Below are 23,632 nucleotides of genomic sequence, written 5' to 3' on the forward strand. Positions count from 1 at the left end.
AGATATATCTCGAAAGCAGCTATCGCGTTTCGCAGCGTTGTTATAGACTATTTCGGTGCAATGTCCAAACCAATTGATGAATGACCATCCCGAAGACCCCGCTCTCCATTGTATGTGAGAGCGGGGTCTTTTCTTTTAGGGTATCCGCTATGCCTATTTCCGCCAAAAAAGTTGAACAGTTTGCCTTCTCCGTAATATTGAATTCAATCATTCTTTCCAGTAATGAGAAATCAACCGGCCCATCCCACCGGATACGCACCAACTCCTTGGTGTGATCATAACCGGCCTTCGCAATTTCATTGGAAAAATGATTAATCCCAGCCTTTTCAGGCGCCACAGCCAAATGATGTTTGGATACACTAAATCCAATAATAAATGTGCCATGATCGGTAAACATGGGCTGATTCCACGCTATTTTTGGTACTAAATGTGGGTACTTCTTTGTAATCCACTCTAGAATTTCTTCCGTTCGATCCCGATGTCCCAGGTTATCAATTCGTGCTAGATATTCTGCAAAAACGTCCATGTGATCTTCTCCTAACCCAGATTTAATTCGCATACTTAATCTTGAAAAACCCTCTGGTCCAGATTTACCAAAGGGTTGAAATAATATACTGGTTATGACTCAATATAAGCAGCAGAAGTAACGATATTGATTTTCTTCGTTGTTGCACTCCAAAACAAAACTAAACCGTCATTGGTTTCGAAAGAACTCAAGATGGGATTGATTGGGCAGCTTTAGAGCATAATTTTCAAAGCAATATGATTAAATTTTTTTATACTATCCCACGTTTCCATAATCCGTTAGGAACTCCGTACACGGCAAAAGATAAGCAACGACTGGCAGAACTCGCCAAAGCCTATGACGTTTACATCGTTGAAGACAATTATCTAGCAGATCTGGAAACAAACAGTAATTCTGATCCAATACACGCGTATCATGGGGCCAGTCATGTCATTTATCTCAGAAGTTTCTCCAAAGTGCTGTTGCCTGGATTAAGGATTTCTGCTGCCGTTGTCCCCAATTCACTAATTCCATTAATGCAATGGCACAAATATACAGCGGGTTTAAGCACCTCAGTGCTATCCCAAGGTCTGCTTGAGAATTATATGAGTCGGGTATGTACGATCATTATGCAAAGCAGATGAAATCCTTGTATCATGAGCGCATTAAACATCTAAAGGAAGTTTCACAGCAATTACTACCCAAAAATGAAAGAACGTCTATCGTCTACTTGAAAGCGACTTACATTCGGCTGATCGTGAGGTACGTAAGTCCTCCACCCGGTAAAATATCCGTTTTATTTTGGCTGAACACCCGTATGTCAATAAAAGAATCGGCCTCCAGCTTCAGTTCAATCGTTCCACTCAAAGCACTGTAGTTCGGCCCGCCAATCACCCGATCATCAAGATAAGCATACGCCGAGCTGCCGGCAACCTGTTCATCATTCACATGGAGCGCCAGCCGTGTACGATTGCCATCCACTTGAGGATCTGTTGAAATATAGGCTTGTATTCTGTACTTCCCGGCTTGTTTGGCCCGCCAACGGCTGCCCGTTGCCTCAAACTCGGTCAGTTCATCATAGCTGATCTGGTTGAAGTTTACCTTCTGCCAACTGCCTGCGAGGATATTTTGTCTTGCTCCCAGATAGGCTTTGACAAAGGTTTTATCCAAATGCTCGATTCCGTTGTTCGAATATTTCTCCACGAGCAGCAAAGCCTGCCCTGTCCCGTTGTTTTTATAATAACGGTTATCCACATAATTGAAATCCAAATGCGAACGAAGCGTCGCCTGCTGAGTGGATGAGCTGCCGGAGAAGGAAACCAGATTCCTCAAATTGCGTGGATATCCACCCACCTCATCCACTAAAATTTTTTTACCAATGACCACATCTACAAAATAGTCACATACTGACCAGTAGTTGTCGTCGTTTTTGTCCTTGAATTTGTCCGCGATAGCTAAAATGGAGTCGCGAAGAGCGACATTCTTCGTCTCCTTCGTGGCACCAATTTGAATAAAAGACGGAACCGTCACTCTATGTTCTAAGCTTAGCCCCTCAAACCAGCAGCCTATAAATTCGGCATTCATAAAATCATCAATTCGAATGGGTATATCACTTGAGCTTCCGTCCTTAATGTGCTGGCTGGCCAAAAATCTGGCGCCATTGGAGCTATTCAGATCGAGCGCCGTATCATTCCCCAGTGTAAAAAGCGCAAGGCTGGTAAACTGTGAACTTCTGTTCTGCAAGTGAATACCCGTTTTATTGTAATTAATCTCCGTACAATTAAATAAATCCACATCGCTTTCGTAGCCCCAAAAGCCCGTCTCAAAATGCTCAATCAACACATTATCCAGCGTAACTCCGCCGCCCTTCCAATCTTGAATGCCTAAAGTACCTTTTCCATAATATCCGCGCTTTACTTCCTGAGAAAAAGGATTATTTAATGATGCTCGATCCGTCCCTTCGTACCGGATGGCAAGGTCATGAAACTGTACATTTTGAAAGCCGCTAAACGATGGAAGACTCTCGTCTCCAATTTGAAAACAAGGACCCGTACCATAGTATTCAATTGACGTAACCCCCTTACCCTGCCGGTATCTGCCCTTATGAATGCCAAAAATGCGTACGCCCTGTTTGCGAATCTGAAGGGTGGAGGTTATTTTGTATCGTCCACTTGGGATATGAAGTATGGAATAGTCGGGAGTCTTATTGATCAGTTCCTGCAAAGCTGCCGTATCGTCCTGGACACCGTCACCTGCTACTCCAAACCAGCTTGCATTTACACTACGTTGGATGAATTCCTTTTCAATGCTTTTAAAATTTTCATTTAATTGCTGCGGCGTTAGCTCTATGCCCGTACCACTCAAATTCAACTTCAAACGATCTGTGAAACGATCCGTCACCCGAGCACCCCCATTTATAAAAACTTTGAAAATATATCTTTCAGACAGAGCTGAAGGATTTTGCATTTTCTTAGCATGGACTGAGTATATGCACGGGACAGCTTGCTCTACACTTCGAGAAAATGAAAATGAAAAATTTTATTATTGTACAAAAAGATACATTTTGTATAAAATAGATACATATCGTATCCGGGTGGTGAATGTGTGAAGACTGTCCTTACAGTGGTCGGTTTACTGGCTTTTTCCATTCCTTATGCCTGTCAGGGCTTGTCTCCCAGAGTGATCGCAATTTCCCTGCTTATCCTGTTGTTTAGCTATCTGATGCTGTTGCCCTCGCTAAAGCCACTGATCGCAACCTTGGCTGATAATCCGTTGCTGACCTTGCTCATGATGTACATAGCTGCCTCCTGTTTATGGGCTGAACAGGAACAGACCTCATCCATGCTGATGGTGCTTAAATTCGTTACTTTTTCCACCTTCGGACTTTATCTGGTTACCCATTATACGACGCAAGGCTGCATCCGCCTGCTGGTCATTACGTTAAGTATTTTGAGCGTACTCAATCTACTGGCGGTAGTGCTCGTTCCCTCCTTTGCCATTCATGGGGGCGTCGAACATACAGGGCTGTGGAAAGGCATTTCCGGTCATAAAAACACACTGGGAACGCTCTCTCTGCTATGTTTTGTTTCACATGTCATTTATTTTTTCAGGGGAACACGCAAAGCTTTGCATGTTGGCTTTGTTTTGCTGAATGCCTTACTGCTCATCAAATGCCAATCCACCACCTCGTTGCTGCTCACTTCTTCCCTGTTCACGTTCATCCTGTTTATATTGCTATTCAAAAGAATCCGAAGCGTTGCGCTACGTGGTTTCTTCATTAGCAGCTCCTGCCTGCTTGTGCTTTTGGGTCTCGTGTTCGCCTTTAGTTACGGGGATGCGATTGCATCGGAATTCGGCAAGACAACAACCTTGACTGGAAGAACAGAGATCTGGCAGGGGATTGCAGGCGCCATTGGCAGTCACTACTGGTTTGGTTATGGCTACGGCTCCTTCTGGGCAAACCGGCCCAGCATCTATGCAAATGGAATCCGATTTGATCTGACAAGCAGCCACAGCGGGTTTCGGGATCTGTGGATCGATATCGGCCTCACAGGACTGTTGGCAACCATCACACTCGTCATAACCACTTTATTTAAATTCAGAATCGGTAAAACCGATATGTACACATGGCTGACAGCAGCTGTCTTTTTCCTATTCATTGTATTGAACAATATTACGGACAGCCGCTTTCTGAATTCTCTAGCCATCTACTGGATCATATTCGTTGTTATTGTGATCAAGGTACAGGAACGGCATAGACTGACAGTAGCAGAAAAGGCGATTACGACAGGCATACAGCACGCCTCCATCACATTAGGAACTACCAACCGAACAGCACGCAAAAAAGAACCCCGTTTTCCTACGCCTTAAATGGCGTTTGGAACGGGGTTCTTGGGATGTGACAACCTACATTTGTGGAATAATCGCCAATACGAGATTCAAAAATTTCTCACGTACCTTCTCTGCTGTCTCCATTACTTCATCGTGGGACAGAGGCTGATCCAAAATGCCTGCCGCCATGTTCGTGATACAGGAGAAGCCCAGCACCTCAATGCCTGCATGACGGGCTACAATGACTTCGGACACCGTGGACATACCCACTGCATCTGCACCCAGTGTGCGCAGCATAACGATTTCAGCAGGTGTTTCATAGTTTGGACCCAACAATCCGGCATATACGCCTTCCTGCAAGCTGAAGCCCTGCTGAGCAGCGGTTTGCTTGGCAATCTCGCGCAAGCGACGGCTGTATGCCTCCGACATGTCAGGGAAGCGAACACCCATAGCCGCATCATTCGGTCCAATCAGCGGATTTTGTCCGGTCAGATTGAGATGATCCGAGATAACCATCAGATTACCCGGCTCGTAAGACGTATTGACACCGCCTGCCGCATTCGTCACCAGCAGACTTTGAATACCCAATTGCTTCATGACCCGAACCGGAAAAGCCGTAAGCTGCGGGCCATAGCCCTCATACATATGGAAGCGGCCCTTCATCATAACTACAGCGCGACCTTCAATGGTACCTAGCAGCAATTCTCCTTCATGACCTTCTACCGTCGATACGGGAAAATGGGGAATATCCTGATAAGGAATACTAATTCCATCCTGAATCAAATCGGCCAGAATGCCAAGACCCGAGCCCAAAATAAGGCCGATTTCCGGACGGATTCCGCTCTTGGCACGGATATAATCTGCTGCTTCCTGAATCGTAGCTTGGTTGGCTGTTGACATCAATATCTCTCCTGTCTTGTACAATCGTTAGTTATAGTTGCCGTTATCGTTATTACTGTGATCGTTACTATAATGATGACTACAATCATCACCATTAGTAAATCGTCTCGTCATATACGATCCTTGCTGTCGCTGGATGGACGATTGCCGCCGTGCGGGTGATGCTTTTCGTAGACTTCCTTCATACTTCGCTTGGCTGTCTGCGCATAAACCTGCGTCGTGGACAAATCGGCATGGCCCAGCATCTCCTGTACGGAGCGCAAATCCGCTCCGCCCTCCAGCATATGTACCGCAAAAGAATGCCGCAGGGTATGCGGTGTAATATCCCCGCTTATGCCTGCTTCGTGACCATACTTCTTGATCATTTTCCAGAAACCCTGTCTGCTGAGACGCTGACCGGACACATTGAGGAACAAGGCTTCCTGTTCTATCTGAGCCTCCTCACCCTGCCCGGACCGCAGCAACAACGCACGCTGCTCGTCCATATACGCTTGTGCCCACTGCGATGCCTCACGGCTGATCGGCACGACACGCTCCTTTCCCACCTCACCGCCACAGTGAACGAAACGCAGATCGGTGCGTACATCACGCACGTTCAGGGCGATCAGCTCGGATACACGGATGCCTGTCGCATACAGCAGTTCCAGCATCGCCTTGTCTCGTCCCCCTTGCGGGGTGGAAACATTCGGCGCTGCCAGCAGACGCTCTATCTCATCCTGCGTGAGCACAGAAGGCTTCTTTTTGTTGGCCTTCGGCAGCTCCAGCAAGACAGACGGATCATGCCCCGTAATCCCCTCCCGAATGAGAAAATGGAAAAAGGAGCGGATAGAGGCTACGCTGCGCGAAATCGTCGCTGCGGCTTTTCCCTGTTCCTTCAAATGTCCCAAATACAGCACCAGATGGGAGCGTTGAATATTGTCCGGCTGCTCAATGCCACAGCTTTCAGCGAACTCGGCAAACTGCTGCACGTCCCGCTGATACGCTTCCAATGTGCTGGGCGACAAGCCCTTTTCGTCTTCCATATATCGAACAAAAGGTTGAATATACATTTTCATGAGTTCCAGAAGTCTCCTTGTCCTGCATACAACGGTTCAGTCAGATCAGCCTCAGCATCTGCTTTCTTCGAAAACGGCCTCCGTGTCATAAGCGGGTACAAGCTCAACTGTATAGGCTATTCTCCATACCAGTAAAAGAAACGTAAACGCTCCGACACTGCCGTCTTATGCTCAGATACGTCGGATAATTCCTGCCCGCCGAATACCTTGACTGCATGTCCTTCAGGTATCCGGTAATGATCCACAGGTGTAATCCAATCCCTGAACAACCCAAGGCTATAGTAAAACATACATGCCAAAGCCCCGAACAGTATGACCAGACGGAGCCATTTCAGTCCTCTCCGCAACGATAGTACCATGTGAATCAGCCGCCTTTTTTCCAGATTATAGGCCCTATTAAGGCTCTCTATGGAAGGGTATGACAAGCTGTTCCTTTTTATACCGCTTAATGTCGTATAGCAGATCCTGAACCAAAAAAGCTCCCCCCGAACGCGTCTTCGCCGGTGAGAGCTTGGGTTGTCAGCTTATTAATCCTGAGATTTGTTTTTCTTGGCTTTACCCAAAAATTTCTGGGCGGTCGTATCGTTCTTCGCCTTGCAACGATAACAAATACCGTGAAAGTCCAAACGGTGGTCCACTACGGTAAAGTTATATTCCCGTTCCAGACGCTCTTCCAGCGGTCCAAGCCAGTCCTCAAGTATTTCATCCACACTGCCGCACTGCACACATATCAAATGGTGGTGGTGATGCTTGGTCGTATCGCCGCGCAGGTCATAACGCGCAACGCCATCACCAAAATTGATTTTCTCCACGACGTGCAGTTCACTTAGCAGTTCTAGGGTACGGTATACGGTTGCCAGACCGATTTCGGGAGCTTTCTCTTTAACGAGCATAAATACATCTTCCGCACTCAGATGATCATCTTCGTTCTCAAGTAAAACTCTGACGGTGGCTTCCCGCTGAGGCGTTAGTTTGTAGCCCTGGGATTGCAGCTGCTGCTTAATTTTTTCGATCCGTGCTTCCATGTGTCTCCCTCCCCCTGCAAAAGCTACTGCCCACTGCACTTTTTTTCACTCCTATTATTATAGGGGGTCTATACAAATAAAGTCAAACATTTTGAAACGGAGTCAAGGAGACACGGAAGCAGTCAGCATAGGAGTAACCCACTGCATCATAACCGGGGTGATCCAAGTTTCAAAGGACGCGCTTCCAACGAGGAGCAACATCATTGCAGCGGTCAGCCCTGCGTAGGACAGCAACGGACGCAGCATTCCGTCAGATGGCCGTGTAGCGAGTATTTTAGTTTTGATCATATGAATGGAAAAGGTCATCGCAGCCACACTGCACACGAGCAGTACCGGAATGACGATTAAATTGTGGGGAGCCACGGAGACGAGGGAAAATAACAGCCCCTTCCACGAATATTGTCCTACCATATACCCTACCGAAAATCCGATCAACACACCCTTGAGGAAATTCAGTACGAGAATGCCAGGAAGACCGATGACCGAAAGACCACATACCCAGATTAAACCGACCCATTTTAGATGTAGAGACACACTATCCCAAAAGGTTGAGGTCGCTTGCGTACCAGCAAAGCCCTGCTCATTTTGATTAACGGTCACAAAAAAATCCTTCAGATAACGCGACAAATCCTGAAGCTGCTCCAGCGAGAGCGCGTTCACCATCAGTGCACCAAAGACGACTCCCACCAGAAACAGCACGGCCAAAAAAACATAATACGGCGTCTGGTCCTTTAACGTATGACGAAACCATTGCATCGGCGTCCTGCCCCTTTCAACTGCTTGTTTATCCAAAAAACAACCGTAATCCGACGGCTGATGGCTAGGGTTCGGGGCAGCTTGCGCTGCAAAAGAAGATTCACGAGCGATGTGCCAAGCCAACGGCATAGATATTTAATGGTTATGAACAAACAGACGCCGATATGACTTTAATAGGACATGACTTTATGGGGACAAGACTTTACTAGGACTTGGCTATTTTGCCGTAGGTTCCGCCACCACCGGATACGAGGGAAAGTCGTCCTTCCCGGGAAAGGACAATTTGCTCTGCCAACACTTCTCCGACAACCGCCGCCAATTGTTCCTGTGCGACCTCATGTAAAATATTCATTTCTGTTCCGAACGCATTCAGCAGATGGTTGAGCTTGGCTTTGCCCAGACCGGGGATAAACTCCAGCGGAATCTGGTAAATGTACGGTGGACGATGCGATGGAATCACGGGTTGCTCACGGTCAGCAATACTCCATATCCGATCCAGTACGCCCCGCACCAGCTTGGTATGACCACAGGCAGGGCAGCGTTCGTCCGCCATCTCTTGCTCATCCATAATCGTACCGCAGCTTTGACAGTAGGAACGATGGTACTTGCCCAGCTTCGGATTTAATCCGTAATTGGCAGACACCCGTCGTCCTTCCCGACGCTCCAAAGCCATTCTGAATTCATCAAAGCTCGGCTTTGCCATGGATAATTTGTTATACTCCCGTCCAATTTTGCCGAGCGAATGGGCATCCGAGTTGGTCAGGAAGCTGAAACGGTCCAGCTCCGATATCAATCCGGCCATAGACGAATCCGCACTTAACCCCAGCTCCACCCCGCTAATGAGCTGCATATCCAACAGTTCCTCCATACGGGCCGCAGAGCTGCCGTATATGCCCTTGTGAGGGGTGAATACATGCGCTGGCACCATTATGCCTCCACGGCCGTAAATTTGCTGCTGTAGCTCGCGTGGTGGAGCATAGATACGCTGCGAGCTGAGATTGACATTTTTCATGTGCCGAGCCATCCATTGCGTAAAATCCTCCATCGCCGCCAAATTGGGAAAATAGGCCAGGATGTGCGCCTCGGGACGACCTTCCGCCCGAATCTCCAACTCCGTTCCCAGCAGCACAACCGTATCCCGGTACGCGATACCGCCACCCCTGATTTCCGCCATTTCACCTGTTTGCAAATAAGCGTGGATATCCTCCTGCACGTTCGGGGCATGGCAGTCAATGATACCGATCAGTCCGATCCCCTTGCGACCAGATGCTTCCTTGGCAATGTTGGCAAAAGTCAGCTCCCGACTGCCGCTAATTTTGACCGGATCTCCCTTTTCCGTTCTGCCGATATGAATATGGAGATCAGCATAGTAATCTGTAAGTTCCACCGTATTTCCATTCATACCGCTTAGAAGCTCCCTGTGTGTTGGTGAAGCTGCCACGCATAGACGGCCAGAATCGTTTTGGCGTCACTAATCCGACCTTCGCGAATGAGTGCCTGTGCTTCCTCCAGCGTCACCTCAAACAGCTCCAGAAACTCATCCTCATCCGGTTCCATTTCTCCCAGTTCCAGTTCTTCGGCCACATACAGATGAATGATTTCATCCGCAAATCCGGGAGAAGTATAAAAGGAATGTAGCAGCTTCAGCGACTTGGCAGTATAGCCTGTCTCTTCTCTCAGCTCGCGTCCCGCCGCTTCCATTGGATCTTCACCCTTCTCCAGCTTGCCTGCCGGGATTTCCACCTCACAGCGGCCCATCGCCTGTCTGTACTGATCCACGACCAGCATTTTCCCCTCATGCAGCGCCAACACGGCCACCGCCCCCGGATGCTTCACGATTTCACGCTTACCCGTGGAGCCGTCGGGAAGCTCTACCGTATCCACCTGTAACGTAATCACCTTTCCTTCAAAAATGGGCTGCGTGGATACCGTTTTTTCCTCCAACGCAGGATTGGAATAAGGCTTGCGGTCTGGGTTGTTCACCTGTTCGTTCACTAGATTTTTCTTTTGGTTGTTCATCGGTATGTTTCCTCCTTCGTCATCTATCTTTTCATTGACTATCGCCAACTTTAGTCTAACTTGTCCACTTCGGACATATGGTGGTATTATAACAAATTTCCCTGTTCAAAGGAGATTCGCCAATGAAAAGCTACCGTACCGAAAGCACTCTCCATATTGTCGGCAAAGCCTGGCAAATTCAGGCCCTCCTGCGGCAATGGCAAAAAGAACACGGCTCCGCTGCCACGATCGCCTCGCTCATGGTTCCAAAAAAGGTTCAGGTCTAAAGACAAGGGAACGCTGTTCCTGTCTTTAGCCTGAACCTTATGTGTATCGTCCGAGTCTTACTTCGTCGCCTGTTGAATAAGAGCTACGACCACCTCGGCAACCTTCACCAGATCATCTGCCTTGATTTTTTCCTGTGTCGTATGAATGTTCTGGTAACCAACAGCCAGATTCACCGTGGGAATTCCCAGCCCGTTGAATACATTGGCATCCGAGCCACCACCGGAATGGAAGGTCGGTGTTGCCAGCCCCAGCCCTTGTATAGCACGCTGCGCTACCTGTACAATTTCATCATGCTCCGTAAAGCTGAATGCCGGATAAATGACTTCGCTGCGGAATTCTCCCTGTGCACCAAATTCACGCGCGGTAGTTTCCAGTGCTTCACGCATATGCTGGATTTGATGATTAACCTTCTCCTGTACAATACTGCGTGCCTCTGCCCGGATCAGCACAAAATCGCATACCACATTCGTTGCTCCGCCGCCCTCGAAGCTACCGATGTTAGCAGTTGTTTCCTTATCAATCCGTCCCAGCTTCATGTTGGAAATGGCCTTGGAGGCTACTTGAATGGCACTGATGCCATCTTCGGGATTTACACCCGCATGAGCAGATTTTCCAGTAATTTTCATTTCAATACGAGCCTGCGTTGGCGCAGCCACACAAATGGAGCCTACTTCACCATTGGAATCCAATGCATACCCAAAGTCCGCATCCAGCAATTCCGGTTTCATTGCCCGTGCGCCGAACAGACCGGACTCCTCACCTGCCGTAATCACAAACTGAATTTGTCCATGGGGAATTTTCTGCTCACGCACGACACGAATCGCCTCGAACAAAGCGGCAATCCCTGCCTTATCGTCTGCCCCCAAAATGGTTGAACCGTCACTGCGAATCCAGCCATCCTCACCCAGCTGCGGCTTAATGCCTTTGCCTGGTGTAACGGTATCCATGTGGCAGGTAAAAAACAATTTAGGTGCTTGCTCCGCGCCTTCCGCTTTCCAGGTTACGATCAGATTACCCGAACCATGTCCGGTTCTTTCGCGGGAATCATCTTCTGTTACCTCCAGCCCAAGTGCATTGAATTTTTCTTTCAGAACACGCGATATTTCCTGCTCGTGCTTGGTTTCGCTATCCACCTGTACGAGTTCCATAAATTCTTGTACGATTCGGTCTTTCACTACTTTTACTGTCATTGAACTTCCCTCTCTTTCCCGTTTACGCTACAATACGGATAGATAGTCTTATATCTGACTTAAACCTATCCTAAAGGAGTTACACATGCCGAACAAAAAATGGGTTCGTTTTTTCGTCTACATTATGCTCGCCGCGATGATTGGCTCTACGCTATTCATGGTGATTGAGCCGTTGATTATGCCACTATAATGGATTGCGCCGCTCAAGATATTCTCCCATCCCAGTGCTCCATGGAGACTGTAGGCGGACAAGCTGTGGCGCAAGAAAACAGGCGGGCTTCCGTGTACATCACAGAATAGCCCGCCTTTGCTTTATAGGAGGAAATGACTTTGCCATTCCGCCGCAAATGAAAATTGCTCCTCAAAGTAAGGTACAATCTCCTTCGCAATCTGCTCCACTGAAAAAGTCTGCTGTGTGCAGTCCTCCAATGAAGTTACTCCATATTCCTGAATTCCGCATGGAACGATACCCTGAAAGCCCTCATGCTGTATCCCTGATTTGATATTGAAGGCAAAACCATGACTGGTCACAAAGCCCCGACGGTGCTTACATTTGTTGAATTTGACTCCTATGGCCGCGATTTTAAGATTCCCGACCCATACCCCTGTGTATTCAGGCTTGCGACTTCCTTCAATACCATAGGAAGCCAGCAACCGAATGATCACCTCTTCCAGACTCCTGAGGTATCCGTGCAGGTCAAGCGCCTTCTGGTTGCCCAGCATAAGCAGGGGATATCCGACCAGCTGCCCCGGCCCATGATATGTAATGTCTCCCCCACGGTCAATCTGAAAGATGCTGATTCCCTGAGCTTTCAACTGCTCCGGCGTGAGAAGCAGATGCTCAGGATGCCGCTGAGAGCCAATCGTGTAGGTCGGCGGGTGCTGGAGAAGCATAAGCGTTTCCCTCGCCTCCCCCGCATCCAGCTTCCCTACAATATCCTTCTGGACATCCCATGCATGGGCGTACTCCATCCTAGTCGTATAGGTTACATCCAGCGGTCGTCTGTTCACGGCCTGTCACTTCCTCTCCGTCCATTTACCCAACTGTTCGGATGATTAGTACAGCTTCGTATCCAAGGTGTAGCCTTCCAGGTTTTCTTTGATCCGTTGCAGGAATCGTCCGCAGATCACACCATCCAAAATGCGATGATCCAGCGACAGACACAGGTTAGCCATTGAGCGAACCGCGATCATATCATCAATCACCACTGGTCTTTTAACGATGGATTCAAAGGTCAGAATCGCAGCCTGCGGATAGTTAATCACCGGATATGACAGTATTGATCCAAAAGAGCCAGTGTTGTTCACAGTGAACGTCCCGCCCTGCATATCGTCCAGCTTGAGCGTACCTTCACGTGTTTTACGTGCCAAATCGTCAATTTCACGCGCCAGTCCGGCAATATTTTTCTGATCCGCTTTTTTAATAACAGGTGTAAGAACTGCGTCCTCTGTACCCACGGCCAACGAAATGTTGATATCTCTTTTGACGATAATTTTGTCTACAGCCCATACCGAATTCATGATCGGATATTCCTTGATGGCATTCACGACCGCTTTCATGAGGAAAGCCAGATACGTAATATTAATGCCTTCTTTTTGCTTGAACTCGTTTTTGATCTTGTTGCGGAGCATCACCAGATTGGTCACATCCACCTCAATCGTCGTCCAGGCATGTGGAATTTCAGAGACACTTTGCCGCATATTGCGGGCGATCGCACTGCGAATCGGTGTAACGTCGATAAAATACTCCGATCTGTTATTGTTGCCACCCTCAACTTCGATCGCAGGAGCTTTCGGAGCTTCCGTCAAATGAATGCCGCTGTTGCGCACCGAAATTGCAGGGTCCATATTTTGAATCGGTGTACTATGCTGAACAGCAGACTGCTGTCTTCCGGCAAAAGGAGAGCCTTGCGCTGGTGTCGTTGCAGTTGGCTGTTCGGATACCCCTGCCTGAGCGGGACCACCCTGTTGTACATAATTCAGCACATCTTTGCGAGTAATTCGTCCACCCATGCCTGTGCCTGTCACCTGATTCAGGTCTATGCTGTGCTGAGCAGCCAGCGTTTGCACCGCCGGAGAAAAACGTCCCCGCATGGATTGATCTGAGGCAGCACCCTGTTGGGATTGTACTTGTGTTTGTGCGTTGCCTTGAGGTGCTGGCGCAATGGGAGTCGCTCCAGTTGATGCAGCAGGTGCAGCCGACTTCGTCTGAATACGGCAAATCAATTCTCCAACGGCTACCGTCTGACCCTCCTCTGCCAACAGATCACCCATAATTCCGTCCAATGTCGATGGAATTTCCGCGTTCACTTTATCTGTAATGACCTCGCAAATCGGTTCGAATTGCTCCACCGTTTCGCCAGGTTGTTTCAGCCATTTTGCAATTGTCGCCGATACAAGCGATTCTGCCAATTGGGGCATGGTCACGTCGGTCCATTGTTTTTGGTCTGACATTTTTTCAACTCCTTAACATCATAGGAGAGCGCGTTTTACCGCAACCCCCGCTACACTTTTGGAATGCTTTCGTCCAATCTGCTCTATATTAATACATTGCAAGACGGCGCATCGCTTCCTTAACCTTATCCTTGTTCAACATATAAAACTTCTCCATCGGCGGGCTGATCGGCATTGCAGGCACGTCTGGAGCGCACAGGCGCTCAATCGGCGCATCCAGCTCGAACAGACATTCCTCATTAATAATAGCGGATACCTCGGCACCGATGCCGCCCGTTTTGTTGTCTTCATGCACGATGAGTACCTTGCCTGTATGCTTTGCAGCTTCAATAATGGCCTGACGGTCTAAGGGCTGGAGTGTGCGCAAATCCACAACATGTGCGGTAATACCCTCTTCCTTCTCCAGCTCCTCAGCAGCCTGCATAACAAAATGTAGCGGTTGGCTGTACCCGATGACCGTAATATCGTCACCTTCACGCAGCAAATTGGCTTTACCAATCGGAACGATGTAATCATCATCAGGTACTTCACCCTTGATGAGCTTGTAGGATTTTTTGTTTTCAAAAAACAGCACCGGATCAGGGTCACGAATGGCTGCCTTCAGCAATCCTTTGGCGTCATAAGGTGTAAAAGGCGCTACAATTTTCAGACCCGGTGTGCCAAAAAAGATAGATTCCGGACACTGTGAGTGATACAAACCTCCAAAGATCCCCCCACCGATGGGCGCACGGATTACAATAGGGCAGCTCCAATCGTTGTTAGAGCGATAGCGAATTTTAGCTGCTTCACTAATAATCTGATTGGTTGCAGGAAGCATGAAATCCGAGTATTGCATTTCGGCAATTGGCTTCATTCCGTACATGGCCGCACCAATCGCAACTCCGGCAATAGCCGACTCTGCCAATGGCGTATCCAAGACTCGCTGCTCACCGAATTGATCCATAAGACCCTTGGTGGTCGTAAAGACACCACCCTTAACACCAACATCCTCGCCTAACACAAAAACCGTTTCATCCTTCTCCATTTCTTCCTTCATGGCAAGACGAATCGCATCAATATATTCCATAACCGCCATAATTACCGGCCCTCCCCATCGCTGTCAGCATAAACATGCAGTAGCGTATCTTCGGGCTTGGGAAAAGGCGCATTATCCGCATATTCAATCGCTTCCTTGATCTCGAGCAGCAGCTCAGCAGACAAATCCGCATCCTTGGCCTCATCCCAAATGCCGCATTCCAGCAAATAATTTTTCATACGGGCTACGCCGTCCTTGGCCCAGTTCTCATCCACTTCCTCTTTGGTCCGGTAAGCCAGATCATTATCCGAGGTGGAGTGAGGAGACAGGCGGTACATCATCGCTTCAATAAGCGTTGGCCCCTCGCCACGAATAGCACGTTCACGCGCTTCCTTGACGGCTGCATACACTGCCAGCGCATCGTTACCATCGACCCGAATCCCAGGGAATCCGTATCCCAAAGCACGGTCGCTCACCTTGCCTGCCATTTGCTTATGAACCGGAACTGATATCGCATATTGATTGTTTTCACACATAATGATAACTGGCAGCTTCTGCACACCTGCAAAGTTACAGCCTTCGTGAAAATCCCCCTGGTTGCTGGAGCCTTCACCAAATGTAACGAACGATACAAAATCCTTCTTCTGCATCTTGGCAGCCAGCGCTACACCCACTGCGTGTGGAACCTGCGTCGTCACCGGACTGGAGCCTGTCACAATACGCAGCCGTTTACTGCCGAAATGACCGGGCATCTGCCGGCCACCGCTGTTGGGATCATCCGCCTTGGCAAATTGCGACAGCATCAGTTCGCGTGGCGTCATACCAACCGCAAGTACGAATCCGTAATCCCGGTAATAGGGAAGAAAATAGTCCTTCTCCCGGTCCAGTGCAAAAGCCGCACCAACTTGTGCCGCCTCCTGCCCAATGCCGGAAACGTGAAAATTAATTTTCCCTGCCCGTTGCAGCAGCATGTTGCGCTCATCAAATCTTCTTGCGAGCAGCATATATCTGTACATGTCAATAACTTGTCCGTGAGTCAGTCCCAGCTGTTCATGTCTGAAGCCAGCATCTACAGCGCCTTTTGAACTCATTGAGGCACCTCCTTAAGTGTCAAACATCCTAACTACCAGCACCTAGTACCATCTTGTCTTAAAACCTGGTACTAAACTCTGGCTAACCCCATTATAATCCTTTTCTCCCCAAAAAGAAAAGCACCGATTTATTAAGATAAATTATATCCCTATCGCCTGTCCATCAACCGCCAGCATCGCTTCTCCCAAAATCTCCGACAATGTTGGATGCGGATGAGCCAGCTGTCCGACTTCCCACGGCGTAGCATCCAACAGCTGCGCAAGAGCCGCCTCGCTGATGAGATCCGTTACATGCGTACCGATCATATGTACACCGAGAATATCATTTGTTTTCTCATCGGCAATCACTTTGACGAAGCCGTCCCGACTACCGTACACCAGCGATTTTCCGATAGCTTGAAAAGGGAACTTCCCTGTCTTCACCTGATGTCCACGCTCACGGGCTTCTTGCTCCGTCAAGCCGACACTCGCTGCCTCAGGACGTGTATAAATACAACGTGGAATCAGATGATTCGGTACGCTGTGAACCACTTCGCCCGCCAGATGATGGACCGCCAGCAGCCCTTCATGGCTCGCTGCATGCGCCAGTTGTAAGCCCCCGATGCAATCCCCGATCGCATAAATATGCGGCTCATTCGTCTGCAAATGCTCGTTAACCGATATAAAGCCACGCTCTACTCGGATATCCGTATTTTCCAGCCCGATATTTTCCACATTCGCCTGACGACCTACCGAAATAAGCAGCTTGGAAGCGCTGATTGTTTCGGTTTCGTCCCCCTTTTGCACGTCAATCTGTACGCCTTCCTCATCCTTACCGTACGTTTCAGCCAGCACTTGCGAGCCCGTCAGCACCTTGACTCCACGCTTGGTTAACAGGCGCTGCATTTCACGCGAAACGTCCTCGTCCTCGGTTGGAATAAGCCGATTCGCCGCCTCAACCACCGTAACCTCCACGCCAAAATCGTTCAGCATGGAAGCCCATTCCACGCCAATAACGCCACCACCTACGATAATCAGGGAAGCGGGCAGTTCTTCCATCGTCAACGCTTCGTCACTGCTCAAAATAAATTCGCCATCCGGCTCCAATCCGGGCAGTACACGCGGTCGTGATCCCGTTGCAATAATAAGATGGGCAGGAACAATCGTCTCCATCTCGCCATCTTCCAGCTCCACGGCAACTGCACCGCTTTTTGGTGAAAAAATCGACGGCCCAATTACGCGTCCTTTGCCGCTCAGCACCGTGATTTTATTTTTACGCATCAAAAATTGCACGCCCTGATGTAGCTGCTCCACAACGGCTTCCTTGCGCTCTTGTACCTTAGGGAAAACAAGCTGCGCTCCCAAGGTCTCAATGCCGTATTGCGCACTTTCCTTGATGGTCGCATATACTTCCGCACTGCGCAGCAAAGCCTTGCTCGGGATACATCCACGATGCAGACAGGTTCCACCTAGCTTGTCCTTTTCAATAATAACGACTTCCTTGCCGAGCTGGGCTGCACGAATTGCTGCCACATATCCCCCGGTTCCTCCGCCTAAAATTGCAACATCACAATGTATAGTCATGCTTCTCCTCCATTAACATTGATTATATATAGCTTATTGTACTCTCTTTATTTCTCTGTACAAAATATAGTGTTTATGCATAGACTACGGGCCGTTTAGCAACCCGCTCGCGGCATCTGACATATATTATTCATACAAGGCGTCCCGTAACTTGGTAGACATCCTCGGCGTTTGGGCTGATTTGGCCCGTAGCGCTTTGCGAAACGATTCATTTTGCTTGCGCAGAAGATCAAGCTCTGTCTCCAGCTCCGTGATCAACTCCTGAGCCTGTGGGCTTACCAGACCTTGCTCCAGCAATGCTTCTTTTTTGGCACTATAATCCGTATCTTTTTGGTCCATGCCTGTCCCCTCTTCCCTTTATTCCACTACACTTCACCTTATCATGCTCACGGCAACAGAGCAATGACATCCACCTTTACGTTCAAAGAATAGATATACAATAACATGTCGAAAAACAATATATTTTCTCTAGTCTGTTTGCTGCACATTATGGTAATCTATAATGGCCTTTTCTTTCGGGAATAATAGATTCACAGCGTTATGCGCATGTTACAGAGAGGGGAATTCGCGTTGCACAGAGGACGAATTACGATCATTACAGGCCCCATGTTTAGCGAAAAATCCGGCGAACTGATTCGCCGCTGTCAAAAATTAATTCAATACGGGCACCGTAAGGTGGTCGCTTACAAACCGGCTGAAGATAACCGCTACGCCAAGGATGAAATTGTAAGCCGCATCGGATATCGGCTGCCCGCCATCTCCATTCCGAAAAAGCTCACAGATGAGCTCGTTCAGCGGATTTTGGAAGAAACGAAGGATGCCGATGTGGTCGCCTTTGACGAAGTACAGTTTTTCAGCCGTCATATTATGATGTTAGTGGAAGAGTTAGCCTACTGTGGCAAGCATGTGATTGCAGATGGACTCAATCTAGACTACCGGGGTAAGGAATTCGGATATGTCGGCGGTTTACTCGCCATGGCAGATGACATCGAAAAGCTAGCTTCCTTTTGCGCCGTATGTGGAAGTTCGGAAGCTGTATATACCCAGCGTATGGTGAACGGAAAGCCTTCCACTGTAGGACCCATCGTAATGATCGGCGACTCAGAGGCGTATGAGCCACGTTGCCGTAATTGCTTTATACCACCCCATAAAGTGAACTGCGATTAGCACAAAAAATTTGCCGTCAGGCTGCGATAAAGGCACGACAACCAGCGGATTTTTTCTTGTATTTTTTTGGAACGATTCGAGCAATTGCCCCGTATATCCAGTTAAGCTGTACAAGTTTTCTTAGTTTTCGTTTGAACACTATGACCATGATATTATCGGGGGGCTTACTTATGAGTTTTTTCAACAAGATCTTGGCAAGCGCAGGAATCGGTTCAGCTAAAGTCGATACATTGGTGGACCAGGCCGTGTATGTCCCTGGCGAAGAACTTAGTGGCATCATGCGTATCAAAGGCGGTAAAATTGATCAGGAAATCGGCAAAATTGACATCGAACTCAAAACAGAATATATCGAAGAGCACGATGACAAGAAGACTACTTCCACCTGCTGCATCGCTCGGGTCAAGGTATCCGACGGCTTTCATTTAAAGCAAGGTCAGGAGCTTGAAATTCCTTTTTCTTTTCGGTTGCCATTAGAAACACCTGTCACTCATGCCAAACAGCCCGTATGGCTGGATACAGCATTAGACATCGGTATGGCCTTGGATCCGACCGACCGTGACTCGCTCAAAATCGAGCCGCATCCCTATATGAGTACGGTGTTTGAAGCCGTTCACCTGTTGGGCTTTCGATTCCGTTCCTCCACCTGCGAACGTCATCCCAAGCTGGGACGCGGTGTTCCGTATGTACAGGAATTTGAATTTACGCCCGGATCGGAATATGCACGCGATATCGAGGAGCTGGAGCTAATTATGCAGTTGGAGCCTGAAGGCGTGCATGTGCTTGTCGAAGTGGATCGCAGAGGTAGAGGATTGTCCGGCTGGCTGGAAACTGCCTTTGATATGGACGAGCGTCATGCCTGGTTGAGCTTAAGCAAGCAAGAGCTGTCTTATGGACCAGATCATATCGCAGATGCGCTAGAGGAACTGATCGACAGACAGCTTCGATAAATATGTTGATATAACAAAAAATCCCCGCCGTTTAAGTCACGGTTGGGGATTTTTATGCTCTTCAAAATACTCTGCCATTTCCATATCATCTGCATCGGCTAAAGTGGCAGCATGTCCTGCCGTTCCGCCTTGTGCTTGCAATCCTTGCATACCCCGTATAGAGAACCATTGTCATCTGCGTAAAAGGTTAATTTGTCTTCTTTTTTACAAAAGGAGCATTTTTGCTTGCCCGTGCCCTGGATAGAGTCAGACAGTCCAAACCCAGATTGGACTTGAATACTAGCTGCATTTGTATTCGCGCGGGAATCCGAAGATACCTTAGATTTGGACACGTTTCCGGTCCGGGATTGTCGGGCAGACTTACGAGGACGAAATTCAACGACATTACTGTTCCGCTGTCCATTCACTTGTTTTTTGCTGCTGCGACCACGCCATGCCATAACAATCCAACCCAACGCCACCAACAACACGCCGACGATCACCCAAGTTAGACTATTCCACATGCCTTCATCCCCGCCTTTGCTTTAAAATCGTTTGGTTTGCTTCCACTTCCTCGTACAGTACAGCCTTTATTCTGTTTCGTCTAACGGAATCCCGTTCAATGCAATAACCTTGCCTATGACCTTATTCATTGAAACATATCCGAGAAAACGACTGTCTGTGCTGTTCATCCGATTGTCTCCCAACACAAAAATCATACCTTCCGGTACAACATTCGGCTCACCTCTTAACGGGAAATTAAGCATGTTAGGTAAGTCGCCTTTTTACAAATTGTACATCATTCTTCTGGAAAACGATAATATCCCCTCGCTGAAAACTGTTTTCCTTGTAATAATGCTTATCCACTGCTATATGATCCCCTGCCATCATAGTAGGCTGCATCGAAGGCCCATCCACTGAGTATGACTTTACATCATCACTTACATTGATAATACCTAGTGCTAAACAAAAACAGTCACCCCCCGAGAGGATGACCTATTCAAAAAGCATTTATCATTTACCATAATTATCAATATATTAGCATATCTGCGGTTAGTGGGCTATCTTTTTTAATCCTTCCTAATTTTCTTTGGAGTTTCGACTACAGGAGGTTTTTTAGTGACTTTCAGATAACATTCGGCACAAATCACAATTCCTCTATACAGAACGATCGACTTCGTACTGTTACAAAATAGGCAATAGTGAAAACGGGAATGAACTTTAAGTTTGTGTGAATTCTCCATCATAAATAACACTCCTCTTTTTAATATGTAGAACGAATTACCTTTGAACTCCTATTTGGTAAATGTATCATCAATACCGAGCAATTCAGCCACTAATCGCCTATATCGCTTAGCTTTGCGGGTTCCATGGATTAGATTCGATAAGCGGGACGTAGGAATTTGGTAAGTCTCGCAAAAGGTTTGTTGATCCATATGCCTTTCAACCAACTTCTGCTTAATCGCCCATCCAAAATCAGTTACAGGATGTTTATCGTTATTCAAAAGACTCACCTTTTCTGTTTATGTTTTTTAATATTCCTTGTTTTTAGGCTACCATTTAGTTATTAAAAATTGGCATTGGAATATATTGATTTACAGAATATTCACTTTGGATATAATTGACATGTATTTGGAAGAAATTATATAATCAATCTGTACATAAAAAGATCAGGTTGGAGTAATCAGCGTTGCATGTTCAGCTTTAGGAGGGATCCCTATTGGAAGGTGTCATAGCAATTCGATTAGAAATCCGAAAATGCCTGCAAGAGAGAAAATGTACAATAAGAAGCTTTGCTCGTCTGTCAGGTATAACTGCAAGTTACCTAAGCCAACTACTCAATATTGAGCGTATTAAGCCTATATCAGTAAGATATATGGATGTCATCGCAAAAACATTAGATCAACCAGAGGGCTGGCTATATGAATTATACGTGGATGAGTGTTTTGTCACTGGAAATCCTCATCGCAGTCGAGTAAAACCCTTTTTGTTACGTTGTGTAGAACTTGGCAAGATAGACAATTTGAAATCGGTTTTATCACGTATGTTGGAAGACTTAAGTGAGATTGAACTGGTATTTGAAATTGCAGAAGAATTACATAGTAATGGCAAGCAGAAAGAAGCCGTTCCTTTTTACGAATGTGTGGTTGAAAATGAGAAGTATCAGCATTCAGAGCGTCTAGCCATAAGCCATTATAGACTTTTTCGTGCTGCACTTGGAGACGATTTGGAAAAGAACAGAGAGGCAGCAATCCGGTTTGCACCGTTTCGTGACCGCTTACCTATCAATTACCAGTTAGATGGGTACTACAAATTAACAGGTACATCTTTTAATCTGCATAAGTGGGAAGAAGTCGAGACTTACGTTGATGAATTTCGAGTTGTTGTAAAAGCAATTTATAGTGAAAAGGTACGCAGGTTGGAAAATAAAAAGAAGTGCGAGCCGTTGGTGACAGAACGTCCTTTTGTCTTTTATTACGGCTATACTTATTTAATGAAATCTATAGCTTTTCAGAAGAAAGAACAGTATGAAGAAGCCAAAAAGCACATTTCCTACTATGCTGATTTAAGCTGGATGCAGGGGTTAGATGAAGAGAACCTGAAGCAGGTCCAACAGTTCAAACTTTGGGCTGAAGGCAACAACTTTACAGTTGATTTGCTCATGGGGAACAAAGGTGTCATTCCGAAATATGTACAGTATTTAAAAGAACATCCTAAAGAAATATTGGCCGGTCTGCTAACACTTTTAGAATCCGCAAATAAGCATGAATTTTCCATTGACGAAATATTAGAAGATTTCAGAGAGCAAATTTCTGGGTGGGATGGTCGTAATGATATGACGCACAGAACTTATTGCTTTTCTTTTCTTCACGAACTTGCCATCTATAACTTTAGACATTTGAGAATACATCAAGGACTCAATTGTACTTTGCAATGTCTAAATTTATCCCTAAATATGAATAATGGAGGCACTTCTAAGTAGTGCGCTGTTCTTTTTAAAATGCACAAAGAAATGGCTCTTTTGAAGCAAAAGCACGAATATAAAGCATGCTTAAGGAGAAGCCAAAGAACAAAACGTTATTAATCCCTCATTCTGGCATCAAGAAAACAATCATGGAACATGCTAAAATAGTGCACTTTGCTTATAGCAGAACACATCTATTCTCAATTGAAGCCTCATTATTAAAACAATTCATTGGACTACATTCTAATTTACTACCAAAAAAGCTCATCCCTCTTTCAAGATACGGGTTGAGCTTTTAACATTCAATTTCATTAATTCTTATGGGTGACTTGGATAATGAGCGTTAATTCCTAGCTAAACTTTTTTTCAAAAGTAGATTCATTCTCTATTTTATAATGTTTCAAATTCAAATGCCCCTGTCATTCCGTGTAGTACATCACATGTTAGCCAATCCAAAGCATTTTTGTTCATTAATTTCATGACGATTTCAGCTATTTTAAGGGGCATGTCGCCAGTTACACCAGTTGCCAATTGAATGGATGCCGTGCTTCGATCCTCAACATAAAAACGGTTCAAGCCAGTTTGATAAACTCACTCCACTCTTGCCAAATGAATAACTCCTGTAAAACATAATTGGCCCAGGAAGCGAAAGCCCGCCCGAACTTAATTTATGATATGTGTGATGGTAAGACTAAACGAATGGATTTGGATACATTAAGTCACATCCTAAACACATTGGAGGATCTTACTGGTAAGAGACATAATCTAGCCGATGTGCTGGAATATATTCCACGTAACGCAAAAGACGATCACACTCCTGCTCGATAGAGGGCGATCGTCTTCCATTTTTTCGCTAAACTATACTTTCTCTTACTCCCCTCGATAATAAAAAGAGACAGCGTG

26 protein-coding genes and 1 pseudogene are annotated in these 23,632 nt (G+C 46.9%); 7 read left to right on the top strand and 20 right to left on the bottom strand.

Features of this window, described 5'->3' with window-relative positions; translation table 11 throughout:
• Positions 1–166 precede the first annotated feature (166 nt).
• Positions 167–526: pseudogene (locus QD47_RS19040) on the bottom strand (iron chaperone); the annotation flags it as partial.
• A 236-nt stretch (positions 527–762) separates the two neighbouring features.
• Here QD47_RS19040 and QD47_RS34195 point away from each other — a divergent pair.
• Positions 763–1,149 (top strand): aminotransferase class I/II-fold pyridoxal phosphate-dependent enzyme, encoded by a 387-nt coding sequence (locus QD47_RS34195; RefSeq protein WP_152643828.1) that lies wholly within the window; start codon positions 763–765, stop codon positions 1,147–1,149.
• 97 nt (positions 1,150–1,246) lie between these two features.
• On the opposite strand, the gene QD47_RS19045 is transcribed toward QD47_RS34195, so the two are convergent.
• A complete protein-coding gene (locus QD47_RS19045) occupies positions 1,247–2,905 on the bottom strand; it encodes a glycosyl hydrolase family 28-related protein (RefSeq protein ID WP_044647624.1) in 1,659 nt (552 codons plus the stop codon).
• Positions 2,906–3,109: 204 nt separating this feature from the next.
• On the opposite strand from QD47_RS19045, the gene QD47_RS19050 reads away from it, so the two are divergent.
• Positions 3,110–4,375 carry an O-antigen ligase family protein gene (locus QD47_RS19050; RefSeq protein WP_044647625.1) on the top strand — a complete coding sequence of 422 codons (1,266 nt, stop codon included), beginning with the start codon at positions 3,110–3,112 and terminating at the stop codon, positions 4,373–4,375.
• A gap of 36 nt (positions 4,376–4,411) precedes the next feature.
• Here QD47_RS19050 and QD47_RS19055 read toward each other — a convergent pair whose 3' ends face one another.
• The 7 genes from QD47_RS19055 to QD47_RS19085 all read right to left on the bottom strand — a co-directional run bounded on the left by QD47_RS19055 (position 4,412) and on the right by QD47_RS19085 (position 10,091).
• Positions 4,412–5,236: a purine-nucleoside phosphorylase gene (locus tag QD47_RS19055; RefSeq protein ID WP_044647626.1), complete on the bottom strand. Its 825-nt coding sequence runs from the start codon at positions 5,234–5,236 to the stop codon at positions 4,412–4,414.
• A gap of 110 nt (positions 5,237–5,346) precedes the next feature.
• Complete coding sequence (gene xerD / locus QD47_RS19060; protein WP_044647627.1) at positions 5,347–6,291, bottom strand: site-specific tyrosine recombinase XerD; 945 nt, start codon at positions 6,289–6,291, stop codon at positions 5,347–5,349.
• 116 nt (positions 6,292–6,407) lie between these two features.
• Positions 6,408–6,650: a YqzK family protein gene (locus QD47_RS19065; protein WP_044647628.1), complete on the bottom strand. Its 243-nt coding sequence runs from the start codon at positions 6,648–6,650 to the stop codon at positions 6,408–6,410.
• 168 nt (positions 6,651–6,818) lie between these two features.
• Entirely contained in the window at positions 6,819–7,316 is a 498-nt protein-coding gene (gene fur, locus QD47_RS19070) for a ferric iron uptake transcriptional regulator (RefSeq protein WP_044647629.1), read from the bottom strand.
• A gap of 102 nt (positions 7,317–7,418) precedes the next feature.
• Positions 7,419–8,072 carry a stage II sporulation protein M gene (gene spoIIM / locus QD47_RS19075; RefSeq protein ID WP_044647630.1) on the bottom strand — a complete coding sequence of 218 codons (654 nt, stop codon included), beginning with the start codon at positions 8,070–8,072 and terminating at the stop codon, positions 7,419–7,421.
• Positions 8,073–8,277: 205 nt separating this feature from the next.
• Positions 8,278–9,474: an endonuclease Q family protein gene (locus QD47_RS19080; protein WP_044647631.1), complete on the bottom strand. Its 1,197-nt coding sequence runs from the start codon at positions 9,472–9,474 to the stop codon at positions 8,278–8,280.
• 5 nt (positions 9,475–9,479) lie between these two features.
• Positions 9,480–10,091, bottom strand: coding sequence for an NUDIX domain-containing protein (locus QD47_RS19085; protein ID WP_044647632.1), 612 nt, complete (start codon positions 10,089–10,091; stop codon positions 9,480–9,482).
• A gap of 122 nt (positions 10,092–10,213) precedes the next feature.
• On the opposite strand from QD47_RS19085, the gene mciZ reads away from it, so the two are divergent.
• Entirely contained in the window at positions 10,214–10,357 is a 144-nt protein-coding gene (gene mciZ / locus QD47_RS30960; RefSeq protein ID WP_082067235.1) for a Z-ring formation inhibitor MciZ, read from the top strand.
• Positions 10,358–10,414: 57 nt separating this feature from the next.
• Here mciZ and QD47_RS19090 read toward each other — a convergent pair whose 3' ends face one another.
• Positions 10,415–11,548 (bottom strand): tripeptidase T, encoded by a 1,134-nt coding sequence (locus QD47_RS19090; protein WP_044647633.1) that lies wholly within the window; start codon positions 11,546–11,548, stop codon positions 10,415–10,417.
• An 85-nt stretch (positions 11,549–11,633) separates the two neighbouring features.
• Here QD47_RS19090 and prli42 point away from each other — a divergent pair, with 85 nt between their 5' ends.
• Positions 11,634–11,738 (top strand): stressosome-associated protein Prli42, encoded by a 105-nt coding sequence (gene prli42 / locus QD47_RS31740; RefSeq protein WP_014282171.1) that lies wholly within the window; start codon positions 11,634–11,636, stop codon positions 11,736–11,738.
• A gap of 122 nt (positions 11,739–11,860) precedes the next feature.
• On the opposite strand, the gene lipB is transcribed toward prli42, so the two are convergent.
• The 6 genes from lipB to QD47_RS19120 all read right to left on the bottom strand — a co-directional run bounded on the left by lipB (position 11,861) and on the right by QD47_RS19120 (position 18,010).
• Positions 11,861–12,559 carry a lipoyl(octanoyl) transferase LipB gene (gene lipB, locus QD47_RS19095; RefSeq protein ID WP_044647634.1) on the bottom strand — a complete coding sequence of 233 codons (699 nt, stop codon included), beginning with the start codon at positions 12,557–12,559 and terminating at the stop codon, positions 11,861–11,863.
• 45 nt (positions 12,560–12,604) lie between these two features.
• The gene (locus QD47_RS19100) at positions 12,605–14,002 is read right to left on the bottom strand and encodes a dihydrolipoamide acetyltransferase family protein (RefSeq protein ID WP_044647635.1); all 1,398 of its coding nucleotides are present in this window, start codon (positions 14,000–14,002) and stop codon (positions 12,605–12,607) included.
• An 88-nt stretch (positions 14,003–14,090) separates the two neighbouring features.
• Complete coding sequence (locus QD47_RS19105) at positions 14,091–15,077, bottom strand: alpha-ketoacid dehydrogenase subunit beta (RefSeq protein ID WP_044647636.1); 987 nt, start codon at positions 15,075–15,077, stop codon at positions 14,091–14,093.
• Between the two features lie 2 nt (positions 15,078–15,079).
• On the bottom strand, positions 15,080–16,108 hold the full coding sequence (locus tag QD47_RS19110) for a thiamine pyrophosphate-dependent dehydrogenase E1 component subunit alpha (RefSeq protein WP_044647637.1): 1,029 nt from the start codon (positions 16,106–16,108) through the stop codon (positions 15,080–15,082).
• A 141-nt stretch (positions 16,109–16,249) separates the two neighbouring features.
• The gene (gene lpdA, locus QD47_RS19115; RefSeq protein WP_044647638.1) at positions 16,250–17,671 is read right to left on the bottom strand and encodes a dihydrolipoyl dehydrogenase; all 1,422 of its coding nucleotides are present in this window, start codon (positions 17,669–17,671) and stop codon (positions 16,250–16,252) included.
• A 126-nt stretch (positions 17,672–17,797) separates the two neighbouring features.
• The gene (locus QD47_RS19120) at positions 17,798–18,010 is read right to left on the bottom strand and encodes a hypothetical protein (RefSeq protein ID WP_044647639.1); all 213 of its coding nucleotides are present in this window, start codon (positions 18,008–18,010) and stop codon (positions 17,798–17,800) included.
• A gap of 231 nt (positions 18,011–18,241) precedes the next feature.
• On the opposite strand from QD47_RS19120, the gene QD47_RS19125 reads away from it, so the two are divergent.
• Both QD47_RS19125 and QD47_RS19130 read left to right on the top strand, forming a co-directional pair.
• Positions 18,242–18,838, top strand: a complete 597-nt coding sequence (locus QD47_RS19125) for a thymidine kinase (protein WP_152643829.1) — start codon at positions 18,242–18,244, stop codon at positions 18,836–18,838.
• Between the two features lie 170 nt (positions 18,839–19,008).
• Positions 19,009–19,785 (top strand): sporulation protein, encoded by a 777-nt coding sequence (locus QD47_RS19130; RefSeq protein WP_044647640.1) that lies wholly within the window; start codon positions 19,009–19,011, stop codon positions 19,783–19,785.
• 98 nt (positions 19,786–19,883) lie between these two features.
• On the opposite strand, the gene QD47_RS19135 is transcribed toward QD47_RS19130, so the two are convergent.
• The 4 genes from QD47_RS19135 to QD47_RS33320 all read right to left on the bottom strand — a co-directional run bounded on the left by QD47_RS19135 (position 19,884) and on the right by QD47_RS33320 (position 21,269).
• Positions 19,884–20,288: a hypothetical protein gene (locus QD47_RS19135; RefSeq protein ID WP_044647641.1), complete on the bottom strand. Its 405-nt coding sequence runs from the start codon at positions 20,286–20,288 to the stop codon at positions 19,884–19,886.
• A 66-nt stretch (positions 20,289–20,354) separates the two neighbouring features.
• Positions 20,355–20,531 (bottom strand): signal peptidase I, encoded by a 177-nt coding sequence (lepB, locus tag QD47_RS33760; protein WP_082067236.1) that lies wholly within the window; start codon positions 20,529–20,531, stop codon positions 20,355–20,357.
• A 1-nt stretch (position 20,532) separates the two neighbouring features.
• The gene (lepB, locus tag QD47_RS34200) at positions 20,533–20,757 is read right to left on the bottom strand and encodes a signal peptidase I (protein WP_412177986.1); all 225 of its coding nucleotides are present in this window, start codon (positions 20,755–20,757) and stop codon (positions 20,533–20,535) included.
• A gap of 302 nt (positions 20,758–21,059) precedes the next feature.
• Positions 21,060–21,269: an XRE family transcriptional regulator gene (locus QD47_RS33320; RefSeq protein ID WP_152643830.1), complete on the bottom strand. Its 210-nt coding sequence runs from the start codon at positions 21,267–21,269 to the stop codon at positions 21,060–21,062.
• Between the two features lie 215 nt (positions 21,270–21,484).
• Between QD47_RS33320 and QD47_RS19140 the strand changes: the two genes are divergently transcribed.
• Positions 21,485–22,747 (top strand): helix-turn-helix domain-containing protein, encoded by a 1,263-nt coding sequence (locus tag QD47_RS19140; RefSeq protein ID WP_044647642.1) that lies wholly within the window; start codon positions 21,485–21,487, stop codon positions 22,745–22,747.
• Positions 22,748–23,632 lie beyond the last annotated feature (885 nt).

This window comes from Paenibacillus terrae, assembly GCF_000943545.1.
Classification (GTDB): Bacteria; Bacillota; Bacilli; order Paenibacillales; family Paenibacillaceae; genus Paenibacillus; species Paenibacillus terrae_A.

Coding starts and splice junctions, on each gene's coding strand:
- QD47_RS19085 (WP_044647632.1), bottom strand. CDS start 10,091: ATGAACAACCAAAAGAAAAATCTAGTGAACGAACAGGTGAACAACCCA.
- QD47_RS19130 (WP_044647640.1), top strand. CDS start 19,009: ATGAGTTTTTTCAACAAGATCTTGGCAAGCGCAGGAATCGGTTCAGCT.
- mciZ (WP_082067235.1), top strand. CDS start 10,214: ATGAAAAGCTACCGTACCGAAAGCACTCTCCATATTGTCGGCAAAGCC.
- QD47_RS19120 (WP_044647639.1), bottom strand. CDS start 18,010: ATGGACCAAAAAGATACGGATTATAGTGCCAAAAAAGAAGCATTGCTG.
- lepB (WP_082067236.1), bottom strand. CDS start 20,531: ATGCTTAATTTCCCGTTAAGAGGTGAGCCGAATGTTGTACCGGAAGGT.
- xerD (WP_044647627.1), bottom strand. CDS start 6,291: ATGAAAATGTATATTCAACCTTTTGTTCGATATATGGAAGACGAAAAG.
- QD47_RS19090 (WP_044647633.1), bottom strand. CDS start 11,548: ATGACAGTAAAAGTAGTGAAAGACCGAATCGTACAAGAATTTATGGAA.
- prli42 (WP_014282171.1), top strand. CDS start 11,634: ATGCCGAACAAAAAATGGGTTCGTTTTTTCGTCTACATTATGCTCGCC.
- QD47_RS34195 (WP_152643828.1), top strand. CDS start 763: ATGATTAAATTTTTTTATACTATCCCACGTTTCCATAATCCGTTAGGA.
- QD47_RS19135 (WP_044647641.1), bottom strand. CDS start 20,288: ATGTGGAATAGTCTAACTTGGGTGATCGTCGGCGTGTTGTTGGTGGCG.
- QD47_RS19110 (WP_044647637.1), bottom strand. CDS start 16,108: ATGAGTTCAAAAGGCGCTGTAGATGCTGGCTTCAGACATGAACAGCTG.
- lpdA (WP_044647638.1), bottom strand. CDS start 17,671: ATGACTATACATTGTGATGTTGCAATTTTAGGCGGAGGAACCGGGGGA.
- QD47_RS19105 (WP_044647636.1), bottom strand. CDS start 15,077: ATGGCGGTTATGGAATATATTGATGCGATTCGTCTTGCCATGAAGGAA.
- QD47_RS19080 (WP_044647631.1), bottom strand. CDS start 9,474: ATGAATGGAAATACGGTGGAACTTACAGATTACTATGCTGATCTCCAT.
- spoIIM (WP_044647630.1), bottom strand. CDS start 8,072: ATGCAATGGTTTCGTCATACGTTAAAGGACCAGACGCCGTATTATGTT.
- fur (WP_044647629.1), bottom strand. CDS start 7,316: ATGGAAGCACGGATCGAAAAAATTAAGCAGCAGCTGCAATCCCAGGGC.
- QD47_RS19100 (WP_044647635.1), bottom strand. CDS start 14,002: ATGTCAGACCAAAAACAATGGACCGACGTGACCATGCCCCAATTGGCA.
- QD47_RS19065 (WP_044647628.1), bottom strand. CDS start 6,650: ATGGTACTATCGTTGCGGAGAGGACTGAAATGGCTCCGTCTGGTCATA.
- QD47_RS19055 (WP_044647626.1), bottom strand. CDS start 5,236: ATGTCAACAGCCAACCAAGCTACGATTCAGGAAGCAGCAGATTATATC.